The organism is Alteromonas sp. AWM4_230 (genome assembly GCF_056158305.1).
On the sequence record NZ_JBSWTB010000001.1, the window covers coordinates 2,642,333 to 2,666,529 of the forward strand.

Below are 24,197 nucleotides of genomic sequence, written 5' to 3' on the forward strand. Positions count from 1 at the left end.
GCATTCTAAATAATAGAATAACTAACCCTATTATCCCGTATTTTATTCCTACTAAAAAGAATTAAACTAATCTTATTGCAAATGAACTCAACCAAGATCTCAGCGGCAGTATAGCTCGTGGCTAATTAAGGGATTTTGTAAGAGCAGAAAAGTTTAAGGAGTTAAAGTGATGTACCTGAGAAAAGCGAACGAGAGAGGAAAAGTTAATTTTGGCTGGCTAGAAAGCCGACACAGTTTTTCATTTGGGCACTATTATGATGCGAAGCACATGGGCTTTTCAGCGTTAAGGGTGATTAATGATGATATTGTTCAGGCAGGTAGAGGTTTTGAGACGCACGGCCATAGAGATATGGAAATCATTTCATATGTAGTGAGCGGTGCTTTGAAACACGAAGACAACACGGGTAATGAATACGTGGTACCTGCGGGTGATATACAAGTGATGAGTGCGGGTCGCGGTATTATGCACTCAGAGTTTAACCCCTCAAGTGAAGAACCTGTGAACTTTCTCCAAATTTGGATTGTGCCAAATGAAAAAGGGGGAACCCCAGGTTATACCCAGAAAACTTTCGGTAGTAGTGCTGGTGGTAATGAAAAGCTGGAGTTGCTCGTAAGTGGCGACGGAAGAGATGGTTCGTTAAAGATTAAGCAGAATGCGTCAATAAGTCGCTTGACCCTGAAAGCTCAAGAAGCGTGGCAACGAAATGCTGAAGGGCAAAAAGGGTATCTTCATATAATCTCAGGTAAGGCCAAAGCGTCGGTGAAAAGTGCACCTGAAGCCGTTGAATTGGTACCTGGCGATGCTATTGGAATTTACGAGGAAGATAGTATTTCGCTTACTGCATCTCAAGATTTGGTTGCCCTTTGGTTTGATTTACCAATTTAACTAGCTAAAAGTAATCTAGATCAATAATTTAGTTTCAATTTGTGTATCTCTACTTCACGAATCTTTATCTCGTGGTATGATGACTGTGATAAGGTTTTAGGCTGTTAATAGTTATCATTAACGAAAATTGACAGTCTTAAACCTAGTTGTTTAGAAAACTGAAGTCAGTGAGATACTAGAGTGATAAAAATAATCCTAGCAGATGACCACGATTTGGTCAGAAGAGGGATACGCCGGATTCTGGAAGACGTAGAAGATTTTACTGTTATTGATGAAGCGAGTAACGGTGAAGATGCGGTACAAATGTGCCGAAAAAATGCGCCAGATGTGGTACTCATGGACGTGAACATGCCCGGTATTGGCGGACTAGAAGCGACAAAGAGAATTGTTCGCATGTCAGAAAATACGCGGGTGATATGTGTTTCAATGCACAAAGAAAGCCCGATACCTATGCAGGTAATGGAAGCGGGTGCGTTTGGATTTCTTACCAAAGACGCAAAGCCTGATGAGGTCATTCTTGCCATTCATAAAGTGGCGGCGGGGCAAATGTATCTCGACAATGAAATGGCCAATAGCATTGCGATAAGTAAGTTATTGCCAAGTTCGGATAATCCATTTGATGAGCTATCGAGTAGAGAACTTACAATAGCCATGAGATTAACCGAAGGTCATAAAGTGCCAGATATTGCTCGAGAACTTAGCATCAATTCAAAAACGGTTAATACCTACCGTTATCGCATGTTCCAAAAATTAGGCGTGACGTCTGACGTAGAGTTAACACACTTAGCCTACCGTCATAAGCTAATCAGTCCTAATACCTTTTAAGCGTCACTAGACGCATAACGTCAAAGTGATTATGTCTGCATTTGATTCAGCAGCATTTCTTAAGAATTTAACCTCTCAACCTGGCGTGTACCGTATGTACAACAGCCAGGACGAGGTTATTTACGTAGGAAAAGCCAAAAACCTTAAAAAGCGAGTATCAAGTTACTTTCGTACGAACCTTGATAACGCTAAAACCCGTTCGTTGGTCAGCCAGATTGCGAACATGGATGTCACCGTTGTAAACAGTGAAACCGAAGCGTTTCTACTAGAGAACAACTTCATTAAGAAGTATAAGCCGCGTTACAACGTGGTAATGCGTGACGACAAATCTTACCCTTTTATCTTTTTATCAGATCACGAACATCCTCGGCTTTCTTTCCATCGCGGCCCTCAAAAGAAAAAGGGTGAATATTTCGGGCCATATCCGAGTGCTTGGTCGGTTCGAGAAAGCTTACGCTCTATGCAGCGTATATTTCCTGTTCGTCAATGCGAAGACAGCTATTACCGTGCGCGCAGCAGACCTTGCCTTCAGTATCAGATGCAACGGTGCAGCGCGCCTTGCGTTGAAGGCTATGTGAGCGATGAAGAATATAAAGAGCAGGTCAACTTTGCTCGCCTGTTCTTAAAAGGGAAAAACCAGCAAGTCATTGGCGGGCTGGTGGACAAAATGGAAAAAGCCAGCGAAGCATTAAACTTTGAGGCCGCCGCGCGCTATCGCGATCAGATAAACGCCTTAAGGAAAGTACAAGAGCGACAATGGGTTGCCGGTACCCAAGACGAAATGGATGTGTTTGGTTTTGCGTTCAAAGGCAATATGGCCTGTATTCAAGTTATGTTTATTCGCGAAGGGCAACTGCTAGGCAGCAAAGCATATTTCCCTAAAGTACCCAATACGGCAGACGAGCAAGAAGTTTTCGAATCTTTCTTCCTACAATTTTATTTAGCTGGCAACAAAGTCATTCCTAAACAAATTGTGTTGAGCAACACACTTAGTGACGAAGATGCTATTGCAGACGTACTTGCCAGTGAAGCAGGGCACAAGGTGCATTTCTTTAAAGGGGCGAGGGAAGAGAAGCGCAAGTATCTACAGCTGGCCCAATCAAATGCACAAACCGCATTAGATGCCCAATATAGCCAGCAAAAGTCTGTGTTTGCACGCTATCTAGACCTAGAAGCGGCACTGGAAGTTGATACGCCTATTCAGCGCATGGAATGCTTTGATATTTCTCACACCTCTGGTCAACAAACAGTGGCGTCCTGCGTGGTATTCAATCGAGAAGGGCCACATAAAAGTGACTACCGTCGCTATAACATTGAAGGCATTACGCCTGGAGATGATTATGCGGCTATGGCGCAAGCATTAAAGCGGCGTTACAAGTCGGTTAAAGAAGTGCAAAAAATTCCAGACCTTCTATTAATAGATGGTGGTAAAGGGCAACTTGCCCAAGCTGAGGCTTTTTTTGAAGACTGGCCTCATGATAAAAAGCCCATGCTTTTAGGTGTAGCAAAGGGCACTACCCGTAAGCCGGGTTTAGAAACTTTGATTTTGGCGGGCAGTCATCAAGTGCTTCCCATGGATAGCCATTCGCCTGGACTTCATCTTATTCAGCATATTCGCGATGAATCACACCGATTCGCTATCACTGGGCACCGCAACCGTCGTCAGAAAGTAAAAACGACCTCGAGCCTTGAAAGTATTCCTGGTATTGGCGCTAAGCGCAGACAAACGTTGTTAAAGTTTATGGGAGGCTTACAAGGTCTTAAAAAGGCCAGTAAAGATGAAATAGCAAGTGTACCAGGCATTAGCCCAGAACTGGCGGATACTATTTACGACCACCTTCATCAATAAATGACTGAGTAACAAGCAATGCATTGCAAATTAAGGTAATGTGTTGTGGAAATGAAAGAAGCTTAGCTAAAAGCTACTGCGCTAAAACGCCCATAGAGGCATAACACCGAGACGTACTTTTTATGTGGACTGTTCCAAACTGTATTACTTTATTTCGAGTAATCCTTATACCTGTTTTTGTGGTTGTTTATTTTCTTGATTGGCGCTGGGCGCACGAAGCAGGGGCCTTTATCTTTTGGCTGGCGGCCATCACAGACTGGTTTGACGGGTATTTAGCACGAAAACTTCAGCAATCTACGCCCTTTGGTGCCTTCTTAGACCCGGTGGCAGATAAACTTATCGTAGGTGCCGCGCTTCTTATGATCACACATAGTTATGCAAACCTTTGGATCACTTTGCCATCCATTGCGCTTTTGGTGCGTGAAATTTATGTATCGGCATTACGAGAATGGATGGGTTCAAATGGAGTAAGAGACGCAGTTAAAGTGTCTTTTATAGGTAAAGCTAAAACCACTGCTCAAATGTTAGCCTTAATTGGATTACTTTCAGGGTTAGAAACTTTTATGGGCGTAACAATTTATTGGGTTTCTTTGGGTTATATCCTTTTATATTTCTCTGCAGTGCTGTCAATTTGGTCAATGTTTGTTTATACAAAAGCGGCGTGGCCACACCTTCGAAGTGGCGCAGTAAAGTAGAATTGATCGCGGTTTAATCAAAGTGAATAAAAAAATAGCAAACGATCATAAAAAACCGCATTTATCTCAATTTAAACGCTTTTTTGTGTTGACAGTTTTGAATGGGTAGGTAGAATGCACCCCACATTTCGAGAGGACATCAACCAAACGAAATGGTCGATTAAGACATGCGGGAATAGCTCAGTTGGTAGAGCACGACCTTGCCAAGGTCGGGGTCGCGAGTTCGAATCTCGTTTCCCGCTCCAATCTCTTGAAGATAAGTTTTAATCACGCGCCAGACGCATCTGGCGGAATGGCAGAATGGCTATGCAGCGGATTGCAAATCCGTCTATCTCGGTTCGACTCCGGGTTCCGCCTCCAAACGCTGCAACGCAGCATCAGGTTCTACGCCTGACACCTTTGCTGAAAAGCAACCCGATGCCCGGGTGGTGAAATTGGTAGACACAAGGGATTTAAAATCCCTCGCTGGTAACAGCGTGCCGGTTAAGTCCGGCCCCGGGCACCATTTACTTCCACATTTTCATTCAATACAAAACTTTGTCAATCTCGCTCTTTTACTGCGTTTTACTATGGTAAAATCCGTAAAAATCTTTGGCAAAGACGTACTATCTTGAATTCTGTTATGTCACTTCGTTTAGACGAGCTATCTCGTGCTGAACGTCCATTTCACGCGCGTGGTAGCAAGGTAATTCGCTGTGATGCGTGTTTGCTTCCAACGCAAAACTGTATTTGTGAATTTAAGCCTGAAGCTGGCACAGACGTGGCGGTTTTGTTCTTAATGTACAAAGGCGAATACTATAAACCTACCAATACAGGTCGTTTGATTGCAGATGTGGTTAAAGACAACCATGCGTTTTTGTGGAAACGAACGGAACCTGATGAAGCGTTGCTGAAACTGCTAAGCGACGACAAATACTTTCCTATTGTGGTATTTCCACACGAATATGCTGCAGCTGAACGCTGTATTGACGCTCCACCATTGAATACTGGAAAAACGTTACTATTTATTTTCTTGGATGGAACCTGGCGTGAAGCAAAGAAGATGTTTGTAAAAAGTCCTTATCTGCATAATTTTCCTGTGTTGGGCGTTAGCATGGAAGTGGCTTCAGACTATCTGTTAAGAGAGTCTACCCATGATTTCCAACATTGCACCGCAGAAGTAGGTATTAGCGTTTTGGCACTAGCTGAGCAGCAGCAAGGGGCACAAACGTTAGCGCACTATTTTAGCGTGTTCAGGCGGGAATACTTAAAAGGTAAGCCCCATTTACAGCATAAGCTCGCGTTTGCAGAGTCGCAGGTTAAAGATAACATCTAAAAAGTGTCACTTTTATTTGCGAAAGTATTGTTTTACATCCACTATTTTATATTAATGAAAAACGGAGAAAGCGAATGGCATCAGTTACTTTTCAAGGCAACACAGTTACAACTAAGGGCCAGCTACCAGAAGTAGGTACAGCGGCACCAGACTTTACCTTAGTAAAGGCGGATTTGGGCGAAGTAACGCTGTCAGAACTTGCAGGTAAAAACGTTGTATTGAATATCTTTCCTTCAATCGACACAGGCACTTGCGCAATGTCAGTGCGTAAATTTAACGAAGAAGCTGCTAAATTAGATAATACAACTGTTATTTGTGTGTCAGCCGACCTGCCGTTTGCTGCGGGCCGTTTCTGTGGCGCAGAAGGCATTGAAAATGTACTTACAGGTTCTACCTTCCGTTCAACCTTCGGCGATGATTACGGTGTAACCTTCGAATCAGCACCGCTAACAGGTTTACTGTCGCGCTCGGTTGTTGTTATCGATACTGAAGGTAAAGTGGTTTATACAGAGCAAGTAGCAGAAACTACAGAAGAACCAAATTACGAGTCTGCTATTGCTGCATTAAGCTAAGAAAGCCGCTTAGTCACTAAGTGAAATAGTACATAGTTAATGTGAATCAATACCAACCGATTCGTTTTTATCGCGGTATTACAAGGCGCTCACTCATGTGAGCGCTTTCCAGGAGGATGTAATGGCATCAGTATTGCTGTCAGTCGGCGAGTTAGCCAATGCAATGCAACAAAAACCGGTTACGCTTGTAAGAGCGTTGATGGATGATCCTGTGTCAAAAACGCCGGATACACGAACGGCAATGGTATTGCCTGCATCAGTGGATTTTGATCTAGATAGCGAAGGCAGCGACCACACTACAGGTTTACCTCACAGTATGCCCTCAGCTGATGACCTTGCTATTTATCTTGGCAATCAGGGTATTACAGCAAATACACCCATAGCGGTTTACGACACTCGAGGTATGTATTCTGCGCCTAGGGTATGGTGGATGCTAAAGGCACTGGGACATAACGATGTATATATATTAAATGGTGGCCAACCTGCGTGGGAGGGGGCTGGGCTTCCCATTTCAGAACAGCAGCAATATGGAAAATTAACCTATCAAGCTACACCTCGACCTGGGTGGTTTGCAAACTCTAGCGCCGTGCTACAAGCTATAAATACTGAAGCGCAACTGCTTGATGCGAGAAGTAGTCCACGATTTAACGGCGAAGTCTCAGAGCCCCGAGAAGGGGTGCGCTCAGGGCATATGCCTGGCGCGTTCAATGTTCCTTTCGATACGCTAATAAAAGAAGGCCATTTCTTACCTATAGATGAGCTAAATGCTGTTTTTGCAAAAGCAAAAGTCGATTTGCGTAAACCTATTATCTGCACCTGCGGTTCAGGCGTTACCGCTTGTATTATTGGTGTTGCAGCTCTTATGTGTGGTGCTACGCAAGTTTCGGTATATGATGGATCATGGTCTGAGTGGGGCGCTAATACCCAGTATCCGGTAGTCAAAGGCGTGTAAAAGCATAAAAGCCGTGAAATACTAAAATCATTTATGTGCGATGTATGCCTAAGTAGCATATGATCGTAAGCTTCATTGAAAAACCGAATAACTCGCTTTACAGCAACAGAGTAAGTACAACCCAATGTCAGCTAATCAATCCTTACCCAATATTGTTATTCTCACCGGTGCGGGCATTTCCGCTGAGTCTGGGTTAAAAACGTTTCGCGATAATAACGGCCTTTGGGAAAATCACAGCGTTGAAGAAGTCGCTACACCCGAAGCGTTCGAGCAAAACCCTAGTTTGGTTTATCGCTTTTATAATGCGCGCCGGGCACAGCTTCAACAGAATGATGTTTTGCCTAACGCAGCACATACGGCGCTGGCTAAACTAGAGAAAGCCTTCGGTCAAAAACTAACGTTGGTGACGCAAAACGTTGATGATTTACATGAGCGTGGTGGCAGCGAATCGGTTTATCATATGCATGGTAAGCTATTGTCGGCACGCTGTGCTATTAGCCAGCAAACTTTTGATTGGCGTGAGAGTTTTGATCACACCACTAAATGTCCGTGCTGTAAAAGAGTAACCCTTCGACCGGATATCGTTTGGTTTGGCGAAATGCCTATGTATATGGAAGAAATTTACGATGCACTCTCACAGGCCGATATGTTTATAGCTATTGGTACATCGGGTAATGTGTATCCCGCTGCTGGCTTTGTTCAAATTGCTAAAGAAAATGGCGCTCACACAATAGAAGCGAATTTAGAGCCAGGTGTATCCAATGCCTTGTTCGACGAATCACTTACAGGTCCTGCCTCGCGCATAGTTCCGCAGTGGGTTGATGAATTGATTTCAAAATATGCGCTGTAGGAGGCGCAAAACATGCAGTATATGAATGAATTTCTTACCATTGCACTGGTACACCTTGTGGCTGTTGCCAGCCCAGGTCCTGACTTTGCAGTGGTGGTTCGAAACAGCGTGGCTTATGGCAGACGTATCGCCATATATACCAGTATCGGTATTGGGCTAGCAATCTTATTGCATGTTGCTTACTCGCTAGTAGGGCTAAGTGTTGTAATTGCGACTACGCCTTGGCTTTTTACCACTTTTAGCTACGCTGCCGCTGCTTATTTACTTTATCTTGCTTTCGGTGCACTTAGAAGCGGCCCTGTAAAGCAGGAGCAAGACGTAGATACGGAAAAAAAGGTATCTCAAATCTCGGCAAAACGTGCCGTTTGGATGGGTTTTCTGACAAACGGACTTAATCCTAAAGCAACGCTGTTTTTCCTTTCACTTTTTACCGCTATCATCAGTATCGATACGCCATTTAGCGTAAAGCTTGGTTATGGTATCTATTTAGCATTTGCCACCGGGCTTTGGTTTTGTTTCCTTTCCTACCTTTTAAGTACAAGTAAAGTTGCCGAGCTTATTGGTAAAAAAGGCTATTGGTTGGATAGGGCGATGGGCGTGCTTTTAGTTGGGTTAGCCGCTAAGTTAGTGTTGGGTTAACTTTTGTTTATTACACAAGCAGGCATTTATTTTTGTGAATTGGTATAATCGCGCCGATTTTTCTAAAAGTATAAGAGAGTTGTGTGAAAGACGTAAACCCAGACCGCCTGAACAATACGTTGTCTAAACAGTATCAATTCGATACTAAAGGTCTCTTGCGCCGCGCTGCCGGTTTAACAAAAGCTAATTTTTCATCATTGTTTCAAGGTAGCCTTGTTTTATTCTTGACCTTTGTGGTGCTTGGGGTAATTGCCCAACAGTACATTACCATCAATGATGACGGTAGCTATGTATTCGAGCACCAGTCTATTATCCAGATTGTGGCAATCTGCATTGTGGCGCCGTTACTTACGGGCTTATACATGATGGGGGTTTTTGTAGCGCGAGGCGTAAAAGCATCGGTATTTACGGTATTTCAGTTTTTCCCCCTTATATTTCTGGTAGCGTTAACCCAGTTAGTTAGCAGTATCCTTGTACAGTTAGGCATGATGCTGCTTATCTTACCTGGCGTGTATTTCTACCTAGCGTCGTCCTTTTCTCTAATGTTAGTGGCCGACAGAAAACTAACTCCAATTAGCGCAATTATTCTTTCATGCCGAGTATTCAACGTGTACTGGGCCCAAATTGCCAGTATCTTCGGCGTTTTCTTCTTACTGTTTGTGTCGGTACCGCTGACGTTCGGGTTTTCCCTTATTTGGGTGTTACCTTTTTATTTTAGTATGATGGGGTTGCTCTATCAGGAATTGATTGGCGAGCAAGGAGTAAGCACGGACGCATCTGTAGATGATGTGAATGAGTCGAGCTTCGATGCATAAACGTGAAACCTTTAAAATTGTCCTTATAACGCTTGGTGTTCTGGCGGTTATCGTCATTAATGCCATTATTTTTACCAAGGACGAACCGGATATTTTAGATATACCGCAAACGGTGGAGGCGAAAAAGCCGGTACCTGATTTCTCTATTTATAGTGACGTAAAAGAGAAGAAAGAGGCGTTTTTTAACTATCTACGCCCGGAGGTAGAGAAGCAAAACGCTTACTTACTTACCTTGAGACATTATGTACAAACCTTGTATAGAAAAGCATTAGCCAACGAATCGCTTTCTGAAGACGATATGGCTAGGCTTGAATGGCTTGAAGAAGAGTATCGGGTAAAGTCTACACAGCCTTTAAAGACCAAACTATTGGCCTTACTGCAGAAAATTGATGTTTTACCTGTAGAGCTGGTACTTGTTCAGGCTGCGAATGAATCTGCATGGGGAACAAGCCGATTTGCAAGAAAGGGCTACAACTTTTTCGGTCTGTGGTGTTTTTCAAAAGGGTGCGGCTTCGTCCCGAATCGTCGAAATTCCGGCGCATCACACGAAGTGGCAAAGTTTGATAGTCTGTCGCGAGCGACGTACACCTATATGCGTAACCTCAATAGGCACGATGCCTACGCTGATTTAAGAGAGAGCCGCAGTCGACTTCGAGCTAACCAATTACCTATTACTGGTGTTGCATTGGCAGAAGGGCTAATGAACTATTCCGAGCGAGGAGCCGCTTATGTTGAAGAGCTTCAAACAATGATCCTATTTAACGAGGAGTTTTTATCCGAATGATACGCGCTGCATTATTTCTTGCTTCATCTCTTTTTGTCGGTTTTGGTAGTACATCTGTAGCTGCTGAAACGATAGATGTAGAGTACAGCCGTTTCTACAGCCATGTTAAAAAGCTAGATAACGAAGATACCCAAGCGCTTCAGTTTGCGTTTGGTTTTGTCCGAGTAGGAGAAGGGCGTTTATGCGAGGTTAACGGTGCATCTATCGTTACCGATAAGAAAACAATGCCACTAGACGTTACTGATGAAGGACGTTTTACCGTACCCACAGAAAAAGCACTGAAACTGGCTAATGCACTGGTACGTATCGACTTAAACGAACGTGCGAACGTTTGTGATATGTCGGTGCAGCTTGAAACCAAGCCAGAATACCTTAAACAGTATTACAAGAAAGAAGAACTCACTTTTTTGTATGAACAGTATGAAGCTTTTTTCAATGAAATGGGAAGCTTTTTGTCTTTTATGATGCCGTCGGTGAAGGGCTTGATGATTCAGTTCGAAGACAAAAATTTAGATTTCGTTACGCCGCAGGGTGTACAAATTAACAATGGTGTTCTGCAGTTAGAGCAAAAGTGGATAAATGAGGCGAAAGGCTTAACGCTGCCACAAGCGCCGCTGCGTGTAACAGCTATGGCGTCAAGTTAATCTACCTTTTGAACAATTAGGTATCAGGTTAGTAACTGATACCTAATTTGCTCTGCAATTCGCGCTATGGTCTCTTCGCCTTTTGCGCAAAGTTCTTCTGCCCTATGGAACTCCATAATACCTACATCAGTCAGCTGAGGTTCAATTAGTATATCTGGCGGGTCGCCAGCTAAACGAGACCGAGTAACACGAGCTTGCAGTATTTCAAGTGAGCTGCTCATTACGCTCATAATTCCTGGCGGGTTGCGCTTATTCACCTTTGCAGGCACTTCAGTAAATTCTTCTTCTACTTTTTCAATAACATCAGAGGCTATGCTTTCTTCGGTATTCACATCTTCAGAAGCATTGACTTGAAGCTGCTCTTCATTTTCGTCTGACGTTTTGTCATCTTTACTGTCTGGAGAAAACCATTGGCGCAATACGTTTTGGCTTTTAGTAAAAAAGTCTTCGGTTTTACGTTGGTTTTCTTCGTGGTCTTGCCTTAACTTTTCCAACCGAAGCGGGCGAAAATCGGCGTTAAGATTAACCGCAATCACAAAATCAGCCCCTAATTGGCGACACAAGTTCACCGGTACAGGGTTCACAACAGCGCCATCCACTAGCCAGCGATCGCCATGAGCAACGGGGGCAAAGAGCGCTGGAATAGCGCATGACGCTTGAATGGTATCGCCAATAGGTCCTGAATTAAATACCACTTCACGTCCGGTATATAGGTCAGTTGCCACAGCCGCAAAAGGTTTAAGCATATCTTCATAGGTAGATTCACAAAACTCGCTAGCAAGTTTGTCGAAAACTTTTTGTCCGCTGGCAATACCGCCACGTCTTAATCCAACACCCATAAGAGCAAGTACCTGCCAGTCGCTAAGTGAACAGGCCCATTCTTTTAAACCTTCTAGCTTACCACTTGCGTAGGCAGCACCAACGTAGGCGCCAATAGAGCAACCAGCAACAACGTCGATTTTAACGCCAAGCTTTTCCAATGCTTCAATTATACCAATGTGTGTCCAGCCCCTTGCGGCACCGGCACCTAACGCCAGTCCAATTTTCATTTACTTTGGTTCCATAATATTTACTACTTCGATAGCATTGTCTTCATCACTGAGATCTGCGCTATTTTCTGTAGCAAAAGAAGGTTCATCAAATCCTATATCACCATCTGCAACGGGGCCATCTTGAGTGACGATAGATTTAAAATCATAAAGATTACTATCTACAAGATGTGAAGGGGCCACGTTTTGAAGCGCACGGAACATTGATTCAATACGACCTGGGAAGCGGCGGTTCCAGTCTTGAAGCATTGCTTTTATGTTCTGGCGCTGAAGATTTTCTTGTGAACCACACAGGTTACAAGGAATAATTGGGAACTCAGCGGCTTGAGAATATTTTTCAATGTCTTTTTCGCTGCAGTAGGCCAGTGGACGAATGACAATATGCTCGCCGTTATCGCTAACCAGTTTTGGCGGCATAGATTTCAGCTTACCACCGTGAAACATATTCAGGAAAAACGTTTCTAGCATGTCGTCACGGTGGTGACCTAATGCAATTTTCGTCGCGCCTAGTTCTTTCGCTGTGCGATATAAAATACCACGGCGCAAACGAGAGCAAAGTGAACAGGTCGTTTTCCCTTCAGGAATCTTGTCTTTAACAATAGAGTAGGTGTCTTCTTCTACAATCTTGTAATCGACGCCAATGCTGTCTAAATACTCGGGCAAGATATGTTCAGGAAAACCGGGTTGCTTCTGGTCAAGATTTACCGCAATAATATCAAAATGAATAGGCGCAATCTTCTTTAAAAACAATAAAATATCAAGCATGGTATAGCTGTCTTTACCGCCCGATAAACACACCATAACCTTGTCGTTGTTTTCAATCATACCGAAATCGCCAATGGCCTTACCCACGTTGCGACGAAGTCGTTTCTGAAGTTTGTTGAAGTTGTACTTTTGCTTACTTTGCGCGGCGTTTAACGTCGGCGCATCAGCACTGCTTGTGCCTAAACTCATAATTAACTAGCTTGGTTTGTGATAAAGGCGCCATTATACATTAAAGCGCCTTTTCGAGACTATGGCTGTGTTGTTAAATTTATCGAGAAGCGTTAAGTACTGATTTAAGCGTGTATGATTAACTCTCGGAATTAACCGCTAAATGCGCAGTTTTTTTCATGAAAAACGCCCATCGCCGATTCGCCATTTGTCGCCACCAAGTGTCTTGGTATTTAAGCGCAATTAAGTCGTTAACTACACGGTTATCGGTGATTCAAACCCATCTGGCTTAATCGCAAGTACGTCACAATTTAGTTCATCAATAACGTGCTCGGCAGTATTGCCAATAAGCGCCGCCGAAATACCAACCCGTCCCACGGTGCCTATTACAACTAACTCGGCATCGAGTGTTTTAGCCACTTGCGGGATAACTTTTTCAGGCAAGCCTTCTTTCACCACACATTTATTTTCTGGAATACCATATTTCAGCGCGTGACTACGCATTTCTTTCATGTGATGATTTTTTACCGCATCGTGATACGTATCAGGGTCAAACTCTGGTACTTCAATGGCGATGTTAAGTGGAGTTGTAGGGTAGCTATTCACCAAATTAACGTTACCTTTCAGCAAAGAGGCATAATCGTTAGCGATTATCGTAAGCTTGTCGTTTAGTGCAGCATGCTCATCATCTTCACTGCCTACGTTTACTGCAGCTATAATTTCACCGCCTTCTGGCCAGTCGTGTTCTTTAACGAGCAGGACAGGGCGTGGGCACTTGCGCATTAGATGCCAGTCTGTAGGGGTAAAGATTACTGAGGCAAGGTCGTCATGTTTTTTAGTAGCTTTTACTACTAAGTCGATTTGGTTATTAAGGGCGTAATAAATAATCGATTCATAAGCACGGTTGTTCCACTCAACCACAATATCGGTCTCTGAAAAGCCTTGTTCTTTTAGCTGGGCAGATAACCATTTGGCGTGCTCTTTTGTAACGGCATCGCGCATTGATTCACGTTCGTCGGGGCTAAGCATGGTTGTCATATCGTAAGACAAATCATATACCACCATCATAGCGGTAACCGTGGCGCCGGTTTTTGACGCAAGTTCATAGGCACGGCTTAGGGCAGGCTGGTTGTCGCGCTCCGCGTCCACCACGGCAAGAATTCGTTTACACTCAATCATAACGTCTCCTCAACTACAAAGCTTTGTATGGCTGTCGACATCGAAATTGTTTCAAAACAGTTTATATAAACCAGTTACATTAACTATAAACCACATTTTGAAAAACGTAAGTTGTTTTGGATCAAGCGTTAACAGTTCGTTGATAAGTAAAAAGGCTTCATTGAACAACAAAGGTGCTTTACATGCTCAATGGATATGGTGTGACTTATGAGGGGATACAGTGAAATTATAAAGCTTAAAACTAAAAAGCGCGCATGAAGCGCGCTCAAGATAACAGAAGAATAAATTAACCGTTACAGACTACGCTAGGGCCATTTAACGCCTCCAACTTGGTATTTAACCGATCAAAATCCAAAATAGAGATCAATTTACCGTCTACTTTGATAATGTTTTCTTTCTGAAAACGGCTTAATAGACGACTAATGGTTTCTATCGTTAAGCCTAAGTAGTTGCCGATTTCGTTTCGGGTCATAGTTAGGTGAAATTCTCTGTGCGAGAAGCCGCGCTCTTCAAAGCGCTGAGATAGGTGCGATATAAAATATAGCAAACGCTCTTCGGCAGTACGCTTGTTTAAAAGCATGATCATGTCGTGATCTTGTTTAATTTCTGCGCTCATAAAGCTCATGATCTGATGGCGTAGCTTAGGAAATTGAACCGACATTTCATCAAGGGTTTCATATGGCAGTTCACATACCATGGCGGTTTCTAGCGCTGAGGTGTAACTTTGATGCTTACTTTCGCGCAGGGCATCGAATCCAATAATATCACCAGGGAAGTGGAAGCCAGTGATTTGCTCTTCACCATCTTGATTAGTTACAAATGACTTAAAAGAACCCGTTCTTACGGCAAAAAGCGAATGAAATTTATCGCCAGTTTGAATGAGCGTATCACCTTTGTGAAGCGGCTTTTTGCGCTCAATTATATCGTCAAGAGACTCGATTTCTGTTTTGTTCAGCGCCACCGGTAAACACAAGTGACTGAAGCTACAGTTTTGACAGTGAATAGAAAATTGGCTTCCTTTGCTCATAATACATGCTCTTTTGAAGATTACCCAATAATGATACACCCATTTTTAAACGATTGCGCCATGAATAAGATAAGCTGCATAAATGGCCATTATTACGGCAATTATTTGTCTAACGTTATTGTTTTGAAAACTGCTAACAATATACTGACTGCCTGCACTTGCTGCGAGTAGCGTTGGCAAAGTACCTAAACCGAAGAAAAACATGATGGCAGCGCCCTGCAATGCATTCCCCGACGCTAAAGACCAAGTAAGTGTTGAATACACTAATCCACAAGGCAGCCAGCCCCAAATAAACCCATAAGGAATAGCACTAAAAGGGGTTTTAAAAGGTAAAAAACGCTTAGATAACGGCTGCAGTTTAGAAAATAAACCTTTGCCTGCGTTTTCTAACACCGTTAACCCTGTCCACCATTTGCCTAAATAACAGGCCAACAACAGCAACATAATACCGCTGAGTAAAGACAGGGCATAGTTGGCCAGAGGAATATAGTCTGCTGCAATTTTGCCAAGTGCGCCGGTCAGTGCGCCAGCAATGGTGTAGCTAGCTATGCGCCCCATGTTATAGGCTAGGGCGTAAGGCACTGCTGAAGCACCTTTTGGTGACACCATTCTTAGCGCTGCCACTATACCGCCGCACATACCCACGCAGTGAACACCGCCCGCTAAGCCGATAAGAAAAGCTGAGAAGTAATTAATCCCCTCCATGCTGCCCTTGGTTTTTCTCTACTTTAGTATTCTGAAGTTGCTTGCGTTGTTCAGCGAGCTTTTTTTCTTCTGGCGGAAGGTCATCGTCAAACAGTATGCTGTAACCTTGACGGTCTAAATCTTCAAACTGATTAGTTTTAACCGCCCAGAAGAATATTACGATAGCGACGGCTACTATAATGATGGCGATTGGAATTAAAACGTAAATAATGCTCATACTATTTGCCCAGAAGTCGCGTAGAGTTTGTCACTACTATGATACTGCTTAATGACATGCCAACAACCGCCATCCACGGCGAAAGTAGGCCAGATACGGCGAAAGGTAAGATCAAAACGTTGTAACCTACCGACCAACCAATATTTTGTCTTATTTTTTGCTTCACTTGATGCGCAGTTCGGATGAGTTCTGGCACAGAAAGCAACTGATCGCCAAGCAAAATCACGTCGGCTGCAGTTTTCGCAACATCTGTGGCATTACCTACCGCTATCGCTACATCAGCACTTGCAAGAACAGGGGCGTCATTAATACCATCGCCCATCATCATAACCTTTGAGCCAGATTGCTGCATAGCTTGAACCGCTTCATATTTCTGCTCTGGGGTAAGGCCCCCTTTAGCGGCAGATATTGGTAAAGATTTAGTAAGAGAGTCAACGTTTTGCTGTGTATCGCCGCTTAGTACAGCGAGGGTATGACTTTTTGCCAATATATCGAGGGTTTCTTGGGTATCGTCACGCAGTGAGTCACGAACTTCAAAAGCCGCCATAATACGGCCTTTGACAGTAAGAAATACGTTAGCCGAGGGATAGCGCTCGATAAATGATTGCTGTGATTCGTGAACACTGAACGCTGCTGAGCCCATGGAGAATAGCGTGTCATTAATTTCACCGCTAATTCCGCCTCCTGGCGTGACCGTGAAATTTGTCACTTTGTGTACGGTGTTGCCGCTTGACGTTTTATCACCGATAAAGGCCTTATCACCGCTAAAGGCTTTTTTGTCGCTAAAGGCTTTAGCAATAGGGTGCTCAGAGCGAGATTCTAGTGCGCGGGCAATTGATAGCGCACTGTCGCTGTCTACGCCGTCAGCGTACCAAGCGTTTGAAATAGTGAACTTACCTTGTGTAAGCGTACCGGTTTTGTCGAGCGCGATAGTGTCAATGCCAGTGATTTGCTCAAGAGCATCGGCTCGCTTTAGCAAAATACCTTTTTTGTTTAATTTCGCCATAGCACAGGTTAGCGCTGATGGCGTGGCTAATCCTAAGGCGCAAGGGCAGGTTGCTACCAGCACGGAAATGGTGATCCAAAATGCATCATCACTGCCGTTATAGGCCCAAAACGCGTAGGTTAATACTGAAATTAGCAGTACTGCCGTAACAAAATATCGAGAAAAATTATCAGCTAACTGCGCAGCCTTAGGTTTGCTCGCCATCGCGCTTGCTTGAAGCCTCACAATTTGATTTACCAGCGCATTTTTAAGAGTCTGCGTAACCGTAATGGTAAGGCTGCCGTCCTGACATACGGTACCGCCATATACAGTGCTGTTATCTGACTTTCGTACTGGGTTAAATTCACCCGTTAGCATAGACTCATCAACCGCAGCGTTACCTTCTGTTACCAGCCCATCAATGGGAATTGTCTCACCGGGCTTAACTAGTACTACATCGTTCACTTTTAATTGCTTTGCTAAGCATTCAGTAACACTGCCATCTGGCATTAATTTAGTCGCTGAAACAGGTACATACTGCATCATATTGGCAGAAATCTGAGCTGCTCTGTGACGACTACGGTGTTCTAAGAATCTGCTGAGCAATAGCAAGAAAATGAACATACAAATGGATTCAAAATACACTTCACCTTGCTCTAATACAGTAGAGCGAATACCGGCTATGTAGGTACCGAATATGGCGAGCGTAACGGGCACATCCATATTAACCGTTTTAGCGCTTAGCGCTTTGGCGGCGCCCACATAAAAGGTACTGCCTGAGTACAGTACTACAGGTGTAGTTAGCGTAAGGGCAACCCAGTAAAAATACTGTCGGGTCTCTAATTCAATAGCGCCAAACCAATCAAAATACAGCCCAGTCATCAGCATCATAACCTGCATGGTCATAATGCCTGCTAGGCCAAGCTTTTTCAGAAAGGTTTTTTGCTCGCGTTTATAGCTGGCTTCGTGTTCATCTGGGTGAAATGGCGACCCAATATAACCAATGCGTTTTAGCGTAGATAGAATTTGGCTAAGCTTAATTTGAAAAGGTGACCAAGTAACTAAAGCCCGACGCTCTTGAACATTTACAGCTACTTGCTTGATACCTTCAACTTTCGATAATTGCTTTTCAATAAGCCAGCCACAGGCAGCGCATGTAATACCCTCAAGGGTTAGCTGAATTTGCTTATCTTGCCCTTCTTCAAACACGAACTCTTCCTGAAGGGAAGGGTCGTCGTACACCTTGAGTTTATCTAAGGTTTCCAAAATCCCATCGTCAGACTTTTGGGCAGGTTCTGTTCTAAACTGGTAATAGTCTTCTAAACCATTATTAACAATAGCTTCTGCCACGGCTAAGCAGCCAGGGCAACACATGTCGCGTTGTTGCCCCAATATGACAGTAGTGAACTTCCCATCGTCTGCGGCTGCCACAGGAAGCCCACAATGGTAACAATCGTGATTGGCCATTATGGATTGAACTTCATTTTTCCAGAATGGGGTAGATAGACGGTGTTTTGAATTTTCCAGCTATCATCAATAGGTGTGAGCGATATGCGCCATTTACCGTCTAGGTTTTCTTCAATAAAACCGCGATAAATACCGTTGGCATCTCGACTTAGTAAAACGCTGACATCACGCTCTTCAAGCGTTACGTGATAAAAGCTCAATTTAACGGCATTACCTTCTTGAGGAATGCCCGAGTGAAATTGCAGCGCTATGCTGCCATCTTCAATGGTTAAATCGGTAGTAATATTTAAACGGCGGGCGATTGCCTCTTTGTCTAGACGTGCATTAATTGCTTTACCTTCTTTGTAGTAATCGTCTACAACAAGGCTATCTTCAGTAGAAATAGCAAGGTTTAACAACACGCCACCCATGATCAGGGTAATAATAGGAACCGCAATTAAAAACCAGGGCCAGAATTCTTTATACCAGGGTCTATTCATCGAAATCTTTTCTCGTATTTACTTCACTAGCAAGGTCGCTAACAACATATCTATTATTACTCGTGAACAAATGTATTCGAACTGCATAATAACAATAAATATGGTGTAGGTAATTTGCATCGACAGCGCTGTAAATTTGTACGTAATGACACTGTCTATATGGCTGTATTTTCTCATAAAAAAAGCCCCGTAGTAACGAGGCTTTTTAAGATATTTAATGATTTAAATCATTAATCATTTGAAAGGCTGTATACATACGCTGCAACAACGTGAATTTTGTCATCACCCAAGGTTTTCTTGAATGAAGGCATTACACCGTTACGACCGTAAGTTAGCGTTTCTGTTACTGCTCTGTGGCTGCCGCCGTAAAGCCAGATGTTGTCGGTAAGGTTTGGTGCACCAAGTGCTTGGTTACCTTTACCGTCCATACCGTGACAAGCCGCACACGCTGCGAAACGTGCTTTACCTGCTTCTGCAAGCTGAGGGTCCACATCGCGACCGCTTAAACTAAGTACGTAGTTAACCACTTCTTCGATACCGTCTTCACCCATAGCATCTAGCCATGCTGGCATAGCTGCTTTACGACCAAGCGTAAGAGTTTCAACGATTTTCGCACCTGAACCACCGTACAACCAGTCGTTGTCCGTTAGGTTAGGGAAGCCGCCATTTTGACCACGTGCATCTGAACCGTGACACTGAGAGCAATTCTGTAGGAATAAACGCTGACCTACTTTGTTTGCTTCTGGGTCTTTCGCCAGTTCTTCAACGGGAACTTGTGCATACGCTTCGAAGATCGGGTCGAACTTCTCGGCAGCGAAATCTAGTTCACGGTCATATTCTACTAGGTAGCCTTGCTCTTTAGCGTCAATACGCGCTTGAGCAGACTCTTCTAGCGACTGGATATTTTGGTTAGAACTCTTCCAACCCCAAATACCTTCATACGCACCTAGGCCAGGATAAAGCGCTAGGTATATAAAGCCCCAAACGATGGTCATGTAGAACATAATTGTCCACCAGCGAGGTAGTTGGTTATTTAACTCCTCAATTCCATCAAATTCGTGACCCATTGACTCACCTTCAGCGACGCCAGTCTTGTTAGACAGGCACCAGCGAAGAAGGAAGTAGCAACCAATGATCAACCCTAGGGTTATCACTGAAATCCAAATTGTCCAAAACATACTCATGAGTTCGAGACTCCTGCTAATCTTCTTTTGATTTTTCTTTTTCTTCGTCTGCAAACGGTAAGTTTGCTGCTTCATCGAATTTCTTCTTGTTGCGGCCGCTAAACGCCCACCACACGACGCCGATGAAGCTTACAAAGACGATGACAGTAAAAATGCTGCCTACAATTCCCTGGTCCATATTATTTCAAATGTGTGCCAAGAGACTGTAGATAAGCAATAAGGGCTTGCATTTCCGTTTTACCCTGTACTGCCGCTTTCGCACCCGCAATATCTTCGTCGGTATACGGAACACCAAATCCACGGAATACTTCCATTTTTTCAGCTGTTAACTCGCCATTAAGCGTGTTTTCCGCAAGCCAAGGGAAACCTGGCATGTTCGACTCTGGTACTACGTTACGAGGATTAAGCAGGTGAACTCGGTGCCATTCGTCGCTGTAACGACCACCAACACGTGCTAGGTCAGGACCAGTACGCTTAGAACCCCAAAGGAAAGGGTGCTCCCATACTGACTCACCGGCAACGCTGTAGTGACCATAACGCTCTGTTTCTGCGCGGAATGGACGAATCATCTGGCTGTGACACCCTACACAACCTTCACGGATGTAGATGTCACGACCTTCAAGTTCAAGCGCTGTATATGGACGTAGGCCTGTTACTGGTTCCATTACTTGCTGTTGAAACATCAACGGCGTAATTTGAACCATGGCACCGAAGCTGATAGCGATAAGGATTAATACCGTTAACAGACCGACGTTTTTTTCAATTAACTCATGTGCGTTTTTCATTATTCGTCTCCTTTACTACGCTGGCTGAGTCGCTGGATCTGCAGCGATACTGCCTTTAGGTGCACGAACGGTTTTCCATGTGTTGTATGCCATTACAAGCATACCTGCTACCACGAAACAACCACCAATGAAACGAACCACATAGAAAGGCTTAGACGCTTCTAATGACTCAACAAAGCTATAGGTTAACGTACCGTCAGCATTTACTGCACGCCACATTAGACCCTGTAGTACACCAGACATCCACATTGCTACGATGTATAGAACAACACCGATAGTTGCGAACCAGAAGTGTACGTTAACTAGCTTGGTGCTATACATAGCGCGCTGACCGAATAGCACTGGAATTAAGTGGTAAATTGAACCAATTGAAACCATTGCAACCCAACCTAGAGCACCAGAGTGTACGTGACCAATTGTCCAGTCAGTGTAGTGAGACAGTGCATTAACGGTCTTGATTGCCATCATTGGTCCTTCGAAGGTAGACATACCGTAGAAAGACAATGAAACAATAAGGAAACGCAATACTGGGTCGGTGCGAAGTTTATGCCACGCGCCAGATAGCGTCATAATACCGTTAATCATACCACCCCAAGATGGAACGAATAGGATAATAGACATCACCATACCTAGTGACTGAGTCCAGTCTGGTAGGGCAGTGTAGTGAAGGTGGTGAGGACCAGCCCAGATATACAGAGAGATAAGTGCCCAGAAGTGAACAATTGAAAGTCTGTATGAATAAACCGGGCGACCAGCTTGCTTAGGAACGAAGTAGTACATCATACCAAGGAAGCCCGCAGTTAGGAAAAAGCCTACCGCGTTATGGCCGTACCACCACTGCATCATAGCGTCGACTGCGCCTGCATACAGTGAATACGATTTAGTGAAAGATACCGGAATAGCCATGCTGTTACCAATATGAAGAATTGCAACAGTTAACATGAACGCGCCTAAGAACCAGTTTGCAACATAAATGTGCGAAACTTTACGGATTACTAGGGTTCCGAAGAAGTTAATGATATAAGCGACCCAAACCAGTGCCAAAAGGATATCAATTGGCCATTCTAGTTCAGCGTATTCTTTCGAGCTAGTTAAACCCATAGGCAGGGTGATAACAGCTAAAACGATTACGGCTTGCCAACCCCAAAAGGTAAATGCGGCAAGTTTGTCACTGAACAGTCTTACCTGGCAGGTACGCTGAACGATGTAGTACGACGTTGCAAATAGCGCACAGCCGCCGAAGGCAAAAATAACGGCATTAGTGTGCAACGGACGCAAACGTGAGAATGTTAGCCATGGTGTGTCAAAGTTAAGCATAGGTGCAAATAATTGCGCGGCAATAAATACCCCTAGGCCCATACCAATGATACCCCAGACTATGGTCATGATGGTAAATTGCCTAACTACTTTATAATTGTAGTCAGGTTGTGCTTGGCTTATTTCACTCATTTTAATGAATCTTCCACTTCAAATGAACTATGGTCTCCAACTGCCGGAATAGTACGGTCGAGACGTGTATCAGCTAAGGAATAACGCTTCACACCGAGCTCGGAAAGAGTAATAATTATTGTCTCCAAGCCAGTTGGTACGCGGATGATAAGGTTTTTAATTACAAAAAGATACCATAAACTACGTAAGCTTGATCTCCATCAATGAAGAAATACACAAAATTTAAGAAATGCTAAATAACGATAACAATAAACGATCAAAAATTTTACATTCACAGCTTCCGTTAGTGGCTATTATTGTTGTAGCTGTGTGTGTATACCTTGCACATAAATTCCAGTCATCGGCGCTAAAAGACACGAGCGTTGTTAATGGAATAGGAAATAGCTGCAACTTTGTCAATGAAACTTGCGAATTCTTAATTGATGAAAAGCTTGCGATAGCATCCTTTTCAACCATGCCAGAACCCGAAGAATCGGTTACAGTTAAACTGATAATTCCCGAAGGGAAGAATATTGAGAGCGCGTGGATTGAAGGCGTAAATATGTATATGGGCAAAATTCCCGTGCTGTTAGATACTGACGGTGAAGGAAAGTGGTCAGGCTGGTTTATGTTGGGTAGTTGTAGTGAACCCGTGATGAAGTGGCAGTTGCGACTGAATGTAGAAGGTATGGATAGCCCTAGCTATCTGTATTTTGTCACCCAACAGTAATTAAAAAATTGTCACTTATATAAACCGAAAGTCTGCAACCAAAGCTGTGAAGCTAATAGCGTGTTACAAGACATATGTAAAAAAGGCCGCCTAATTCGAAGATTAGGCGGCCTATTTATTAAATAGTAACTGAACGCCGAAGCGTTAGGCATATACCTTACATCTGCGACTGCAAATAGTTTTGAAGTCCTAGGCGTTTAATAAGACCTAGCTGCTGTTCTAACCAGTGTGCGTGATCCATCTCTGTATCGTCTAACAGCACAATAAGCATATCACGGGTCACATAGTCCTTTTCAGTTTCACAAAGCGCGATAACTTCACGCAACTTTGCGTCAACTTCATATTCCACACGCAAATCGCTCTCGAGCATTTCAGGTACGTCTTTACCTACTTTAAAGCCTGTACGCTTTGTCATGTCAGGCGTACCCTCTAAAAACAGCATGCGTTCAATTAGCTTAGTGGCGTGACCGCGTTCATCGTCAAATTCGTGATCGATGCGTTCATATAGCTTGTTCAAACCCCAATCAAGATACATCTGAGAGTGAATAAAATACTGATCCATGGCGGCTAACTCGTAGGAGAGTAGTTCATTTAAGCCATTGATTATTGCCTGGTTACCCTTCATTAGTCATCTCCCATTACTTGCGCTTGTAGGTAGTTTTCGATACCCATCGCATCAATTTGGTATTCTTGCGTTTCAATCCAATCCAAGTGCTCTTCTTCATATTCAAGAAGTTCTTCAAGGAGGTCACGAGAAACATAATCTTGTTTCTCTTCGCATAGCGCGATAGCTTCACGAAGTAGTGGAAGCTGTTCTTTTTGAAAACGCGCATCACATGACAGCATTTCAACGGTATCTTCACCGATATATAGCTTGCCTAATGCTTGGAGGTTAGGAAGGCCTTCAAGAAATAAAATGCGCTCGATGAGATCGTCCGCTTGTTTCATGTCTTTGATAGACTTCTTATAATTCTTTTCGTTAAGTTCAGAAAAACCCCAGTTTTTGAACATACGAGCGTGCAGAAAGTATTGATTTATCGAAGTAAGTTCACTTGTCAGTACTTCGTTCAATTTCGCAACGACTTGTTTATCACCTTGCATTGTGTAAACCCTATTAACGTATTTGCGTGAAGTTTAGTCTAAATGAGTGGGCTTGTCAAAAAAGTCTTTTTAAAACAGTTGTTTACAAACGATAACGTTTCT

At 43.6% G+C, this 24,197-nt stretch carries 28 protein-coding genes and 3 tRNA genes; 16 read left to right on the forward strand and 15 right to left on the reverse strand.

Annotated elements, in window-relative coordinates; translation table 11 throughout:
- The first annotated feature begins 166 nt into the window (after positions 1–166).
- The 15 genes from ACXACS_RS11360 (at position 167) to ACXACS_RS11430 (ending at position 10,826) form a co-directional block, all read left to right on the forward strand.
- Positions 167–886, forward strand: coding sequence for a pirin family protein (locus ACXACS_RS11360; protein ID WP_474806639.1), 720 nt, complete (start codon positions 167–169; stop codon positions 884–886).
- A gap of 180 nt (positions 887–1,066) precedes the next feature.
- Positions 1,067–1,711, forward strand: a complete 645-nt coding sequence (gene uvrY / locus ACXACS_RS11365; protein WP_269917018.1) for a UvrY/SirA/GacA family response regulator transcription factor — start codon at positions 1,067–1,069, stop codon at positions 1,709–1,711.
- Between the two features lie 31 nt (positions 1,712–1,742).
- Positions 1,743–3,560: an excinuclease ABC subunit UvrC gene (uvrC, locus tag ACXACS_RS11370; protein WP_474806641.1), complete on the forward strand. Its 1,818-nt coding sequence runs from the start codon at positions 1,743–1,745 to the stop codon at positions 3,558–3,560.
- Positions 3,561–3,682: 122 nt separating this feature from the next.
- Positions 3,683–4,255 carry a CDP-diacylglycerol--glycerol-3-phosphate 3-phosphatidyltransferase gene (pgsA, locus tag ACXACS_RS11375; RefSeq protein WP_014979382.1) on the forward strand — a complete coding sequence of 191 codons (573 nt, stop codon included), beginning with the start codon at positions 3,683–3,685 and terminating at the stop codon, positions 4,253–4,255.
- 169 nt (positions 4,256–4,424) lie between these two features.
- Positions 4,425–4,500, forward strand: a tRNA-Gly gene (locus ACXACS_RS11380).
- A gap of 41 nt (positions 4,501–4,541) precedes the next feature.
- Positions 4,542–4,615 (forward strand) — tRNA-Cys (locus ACXACS_RS11385).
- Between the two features lie 59 nt (positions 4,616–4,674).
- Positions 4,675–4,760, forward strand: a tRNA-Leu gene (locus ACXACS_RS11390).
- A 117-nt stretch (positions 4,761–4,877) separates the two neighbouring features.
- Positions 4,878–5,570 carry a tRNA-uridine aminocarboxypropyltransferase gene (locus ACXACS_RS11395; RefSeq protein ID WP_474809255.1) on the forward strand — a complete coding sequence of 231 codons (693 nt, stop codon included), beginning with the start codon at positions 4,878–4,880 and terminating at the stop codon, positions 5,568–5,570.
- Between the two features lie 74 nt (positions 5,571–5,644).
- Complete coding sequence (tpx, locus tag ACXACS_RS11400) at positions 5,645–6,142, forward strand: thiol peroxidase (RefSeq protein ID WP_474806643.1); 498 nt, start codon at positions 5,645–5,647, stop codon at positions 6,140–6,142.
- A gap of 121 nt (positions 6,143–6,263) precedes the next feature.
- Positions 6,264–7,094, forward strand: coding sequence for a sulfurtransferase (locus ACXACS_RS11405; RefSeq protein WP_474806644.1), 831 nt, complete (start codon positions 6,264–6,266; stop codon positions 7,092–7,094).
- A gap of 124 nt (positions 7,095–7,218) precedes the next feature.
- Positions 7,219–7,944, forward strand: a complete 726-nt coding sequence (cobB, locus tag ACXACS_RS11410) for a Sir2 family NAD+-dependent deacetylase (protein WP_474806646.1) — start codon at positions 7,219–7,221, stop codon at positions 7,942–7,944.
- 12 nt (positions 7,945–7,956) lie between these two features.
- Positions 7,957–8,583 carry a LysE family translocator gene (locus ACXACS_RS11415; RefSeq protein WP_474806648.1) on the forward strand — a complete coding sequence of 209 codons (627 nt, stop codon included), beginning with the start codon at positions 7,957–7,959 and terminating at the stop codon, positions 8,581–8,583.
- An 83-nt stretch (positions 8,584–8,666) separates the two neighbouring features.
- Entirely contained in the window at positions 8,667–9,398 is a 732-nt protein-coding gene (locus ACXACS_RS11420) for a YciC family protein (protein ID WP_474806650.1), read from the forward strand.
- Entirely contained in the window at positions 9,391–10,182 is a 792-nt protein-coding gene (locus ACXACS_RS11425; RefSeq protein ID WP_474806652.1) for a glucosaminidase domain-containing protein, read from the forward strand. Before ACXACS_RS11420 ends, ACXACS_RS11425 begins: the two co-directional genes overlap by 8 nt.
- A complete protein-coding gene (locus ACXACS_RS11430; protein ID WP_474806654.1) occupies positions 10,179–10,826 on the forward strand; it encodes a DUF2987 domain-containing protein in 648 nt (215 codons plus the stop codon). Before ACXACS_RS11425 ends, ACXACS_RS11430 begins: the two co-directional genes overlap by 4 nt.
- A 23-nt stretch (positions 10,827–10,849) precedes the next feature.
- On the opposite strand, the gene ACXACS_RS11435 is transcribed toward ACXACS_RS11430, so the two are convergent.
- From ACXACS_RS11435 to ccoN, 13 genes are all read right to left on the reverse strand, one after another.
- Positions 10,850–11,875: a patatin-like phospholipase family protein gene (locus tag ACXACS_RS11435; protein ID WP_474806656.1), complete on the reverse strand. Its 1,026-nt coding sequence runs from the start codon at positions 11,873–11,875 to the stop codon at positions 10,850–10,852.
- The gene (gene ttcA, locus ACXACS_RS11440; RefSeq protein ID WP_474806658.1) at positions 11,876–12,829 is read right to left on the reverse strand and encodes a tRNA 2-thiocytidine(32) synthetase TtcA; all 954 of its coding nucleotides are present in this window, start codon (positions 12,827–12,829) and stop codon (positions 11,876–11,878) included. It abuts the gene before it with no gap.
- A 234-nt stretch (positions 12,830–13,063) separates the two neighbouring features.
- Positions 13,064–13,987 (reverse strand): universal stress protein UspE, encoded by a 924-nt coding sequence (gene uspE / locus ACXACS_RS11445; RefSeq protein ID WP_474806660.1) that lies wholly within the window; start codon positions 13,985–13,987, stop codon positions 13,064–13,066.
- Between the two features lie 286 nt (positions 13,988–14,273).
- Entirely contained in the window at positions 14,274–15,014 is a 741-nt protein-coding gene (fnr, locus tag ACXACS_RS11450) for a fumarate/nitrate reduction transcriptional regulator Fnr (RefSeq protein ID WP_474806662.1), read from the reverse strand.
- A gap of 45 nt (positions 15,015–15,059) precedes the next feature.
- Positions 15,060–15,719, reverse strand: coding sequence for a sulfite exporter TauE/SafE family protein (locus tag ACXACS_RS11455; protein ID WP_474806664.1), 660 nt, complete (start codon positions 15,717–15,719; stop codon positions 15,060–15,062).
- Positions 15,706–15,936 carry a cbb3-type cytochrome oxidase assembly protein CcoS gene (gene ccoS / locus ACXACS_RS11460; RefSeq protein ID WP_474806666.1) on the reverse strand — a complete coding sequence of 77 codons (231 nt, stop codon included), beginning with the start codon at positions 15,934–15,936 and terminating at the stop codon, positions 15,706–15,708. Before ccoS ends, ACXACS_RS11455 begins: the two co-directional genes overlap by 14 nt.
- A 1-nt stretch (position 15,937) precedes the next feature.
- Positions 15,938–18,388 carry a heavy metal translocating P-type ATPase gene (locus tag ACXACS_RS11465; RefSeq protein WP_474806668.1) on the reverse strand — a complete coding sequence of 817 codons (2,451 nt, stop codon included), beginning with the start codon at positions 18,386–18,388 and terminating at the stop codon, positions 15,938–15,940.
- Complete coding sequence (locus ACXACS_RS11470; RefSeq protein WP_474806670.1) at positions 18,388–18,867, reverse strand: FixH family protein; 480 nt, start codon at positions 18,865–18,867, stop codon at positions 18,388–18,390. Before ACXACS_RS11470 ends, ACXACS_RS11465 begins: the two co-directional genes overlap by 1 nt.
- A gap of 18 nt (positions 18,868–18,885) precedes the next feature.
- Positions 18,886–19,044, reverse strand: coding sequence for a hypothetical protein (locus ACXACS_RS11475; RefSeq protein WP_474806672.1), 159 nt, complete (start codon positions 19,042–19,044; stop codon positions 18,886–18,888).
- A 53-nt stretch (positions 19,045–19,097) separates the two neighbouring features.
- Positions 19,098–20,051 (reverse strand): cytochrome-c oxidase, cbb3-type subunit III, encoded by a 954-nt coding sequence (gene ccoP / locus ACXACS_RS11480; protein WP_136781593.1) that lies wholly within the window; start codon positions 20,049–20,051, stop codon positions 19,098–19,100.
- A gap of 16 nt (positions 20,052–20,067) precedes the next feature.
- Positions 20,068–20,229: a cbb3-type cytochrome oxidase subunit 3 gene (locus tag ACXACS_RS11485; RefSeq protein WP_012518547.1), complete on the reverse strand. Its 162-nt coding sequence runs from the start codon at positions 20,227–20,229 to the stop codon at positions 20,068–20,070.
- A 1-nt stretch (position 20,230) separates the two neighbouring features.
- A complete protein-coding gene (gene ccoO / locus ACXACS_RS11490; RefSeq protein WP_071951601.1) occupies positions 20,231–20,836 on the reverse strand; it encodes a cytochrome-c oxidase, cbb3-type subunit II in 606 nt (201 codons plus the stop codon).
- Positions 20,837–20,851: 15 nt separating this feature from the next.
- Complete coding sequence (gene ccoN / locus ACXACS_RS11495; protein WP_014949589.1) at positions 20,852–22,285, reverse strand: cytochrome-c oxidase, cbb3-type subunit I; 1,434 nt, start codon at positions 22,283–22,285, stop codon at positions 20,852–20,854.
- 229 nt (positions 22,286–22,514) lie between these two features.
- On the opposite strand from ccoN, the gene ACXACS_RS11500 reads away from it, so the two are divergent.
- The gene (locus ACXACS_RS11500; RefSeq protein WP_474806676.1) at positions 22,515–22,994 is read left to right on the forward strand and encodes a hypothetical protein; all 480 of its coding nucleotides are present in this window, start codon (positions 22,515–22,517) and stop codon (positions 22,992–22,994) included.
- 157 nt (positions 22,995–23,151) lie between these two features.
- Here the strand turns inward: ACXACS_RS11500 and bfr (ACXACS_RS11505) are convergent, their stop codons facing one another.
- Together bfr (ACXACS_RS11505) and bfr (ACXACS_RS11510) are read right to left on the reverse strand one after the other, a co-directional pair.
- Positions 23,152–23,619, reverse strand: coding sequence for a bacterioferritin (bfr, locus tag ACXACS_RS11505; protein WP_014979359.1), 468 nt, complete (start codon positions 23,617–23,619; stop codon positions 23,152–23,154).
- Positions 23,619–24,095 (reverse strand): bacterioferritin, encoded by a 477-nt coding sequence (gene bfr / locus ACXACS_RS11510; RefSeq protein ID WP_474806678.1) that lies wholly within the window; start codon positions 24,093–24,095, stop codon positions 23,619–23,621. The genes bfr (ACXACS_RS11505) and bfr (ACXACS_RS11510) overlap by 1 nt, the downstream gene beginning before the upstream one ends.
- Positions 24,096–24,197: the final 102 nt, after the last annotated feature.

What these genes read in the sequence shown, in the direction of transcription:
- uvrC (WP_474806641.1), top strand. Translation starts at nt 1,743, where the DNA reads ATGTCTGCATTTGATTCAGCAGCATTTCTTAAGAATTTAACCTCTCAA.
- pgsA (WP_014979382.1), top strand. Translation starts at nt 3,683, where the DNA reads ATGTGGACTGTTCCAAACTGTATTACTTTATTTCGAGTAATCCTTATA.
- ACXACS_RS11395 (WP_474809255.1), top strand. Translation starts at nt 4,878, where the DNA reads ATGTCACTTCGTTTAGACGAGCTATCTCGTGCTGAACGTCCATTTCAC.
- tpx (WP_474806643.1), top strand. Translation starts at nt 5,645, where the DNA reads ATGGCATCAGTTACTTTTCAAGGCAACACAGTTACAACTAAGGGCCAG.
- ACXACS_RS11405 (WP_474806644.1), top strand. Translation starts at nt 6,264, where the DNA reads ATGGCATCAGTATTGCTGTCAGTCGGCGAGTTAGCCAATGCAATGCAA.
- cobB (WP_474806646.1), top strand. Translation starts at nt 7,219, where the DNA reads ATGTCAGCTAATCAATCCTTACCCAATATTGTTATTCTCACCGGTGCG.
- ACXACS_RS11415 (WP_474806648.1), top strand. Translation starts at nt 7,957, where the DNA reads ATGCAGTATATGAATGAATTTCTTACCATTGCACTGGTACACCTTGTG.
- ACXACS_RS11425 (WP_474806652.1), top strand. Translation starts at nt 9,391, where the DNA reads ATGCATAAACGTGAAACCTTTAAAATTGTCCTTATAACGCTTGGTGTT.
- ACXACS_RS11430 (WP_474806654.1), top strand. Translation starts at nt 10,179, where the DNA reads ATGATACGCGCTGCATTATTTCTTGCTTCATCTCTTTTTGTCGGTTTT.
- ACXACS_RS11435 (WP_474806656.1), bottom strand. Translation starts at nt 11,875, where the DNA reads ATGAAAATTGGACTGGCGTTAGGTGCCGGTGCCGCAAGGGGCTGGACA.
- ttcA (WP_474806658.1), bottom strand. Translation starts at nt 12,829, where the DNA reads ATGAGTTTAGGCACAAGCAGTGCTGATGCGCCGACGTTAAACGCCGCG.
- uspE (WP_474806660.1), bottom strand. Translation starts at nt 13,987, where the DNA reads ATGATTGAGTGTAAACGAATTCTTGCCGTGGTGGACGCGGAGCGCGAC.
- fnr (WP_474806662.1), bottom strand. Translation starts at nt 15,014, where the DNA reads ATGAGCAAAGGAAGCCAATTTTCTATTCACTGTCAAAACTGTAGCTTC.
- ACXACS_RS11455 (WP_474806664.1), bottom strand. Translation starts at nt 15,719, where the DNA reads ATGGAGGGGATTAATTACTTCTCAGCTTTTCTTATCGGCTTAGCGGGC.
- ccoS (WP_474806666.1), bottom strand. Translation starts at nt 15,936, where the DNA reads ATGAGCATTATTTACGTTTTAATTCCAATCGCCATCATTATAGTAGCC.
- ACXACS_RS11465 (WP_474806668.1), bottom strand. Translation starts at nt 18,388, where the DNA reads ATGGCCAATCACGATTGTTACCATTGTGGGCTTCCTGTGGCAGCCGCA.
- ACXACS_RS11470 (WP_474806670.1), bottom strand. Translation starts at nt 18,867, where the DNA reads ATGAATAGACCCTGGTATAAAGAATTCTGGCCCTGGTTTTTAATTGCG.
- ACXACS_RS11475 (WP_474806672.1), bottom strand. Translation starts at nt 19,044, where the DNA reads ATGAGAAAATACAGCCATATAGACAGTGTCATTACGTACAAATTTACA.
- ccoP (WP_136781593.1), bottom strand. Translation starts at nt 20,051, where the DNA reads ATGAGTATGTTTTGGACAATTTGGATTTCAGTGATAACCCTAGGGTTG.
- ACXACS_RS11485 (WP_012518547.1), bottom strand. Translation starts at nt 20,229, where the DNA reads ATGGACCAGGGAATTGTAGGCAGCATTTTTACTGTCATCGTCTTTGTA.
- ccoO (WP_071951601.1), bottom strand. Translation starts at nt 20,836, where the DNA reads ATGAAAAACGCACATGAGTTAATTGAAAAAAACGTCGGTCTGTTAACG.
- ccoN (WP_014949589.1), bottom strand. Translation starts at nt 22,285, where the DNA reads ATGAGTGAAATAAGCCAAGCACAACCTGACTACAATTATAAAGTAGTT.
- ACXACS_RS11500 (WP_474806676.1), top strand. Translation starts at nt 22,515, where the DNA reads ATGCTAAATAACGATAACAATAAACGATCAAAAATTTTACATTCACAG.
- bfr (WP_014979359.1), bottom strand. Translation starts at nt 23,619, where the DNA reads ATGAAGGGTAACCAGGCAATAATCAATGGCTTAAATGAACTACTCTCC.
- bfr (WP_474806678.1), bottom strand. Translation starts at nt 24,095, where the DNA reads ATGCAAGGTGATAAACAAGTCGTTGCGAAATTGAACGAAGTACTGACA.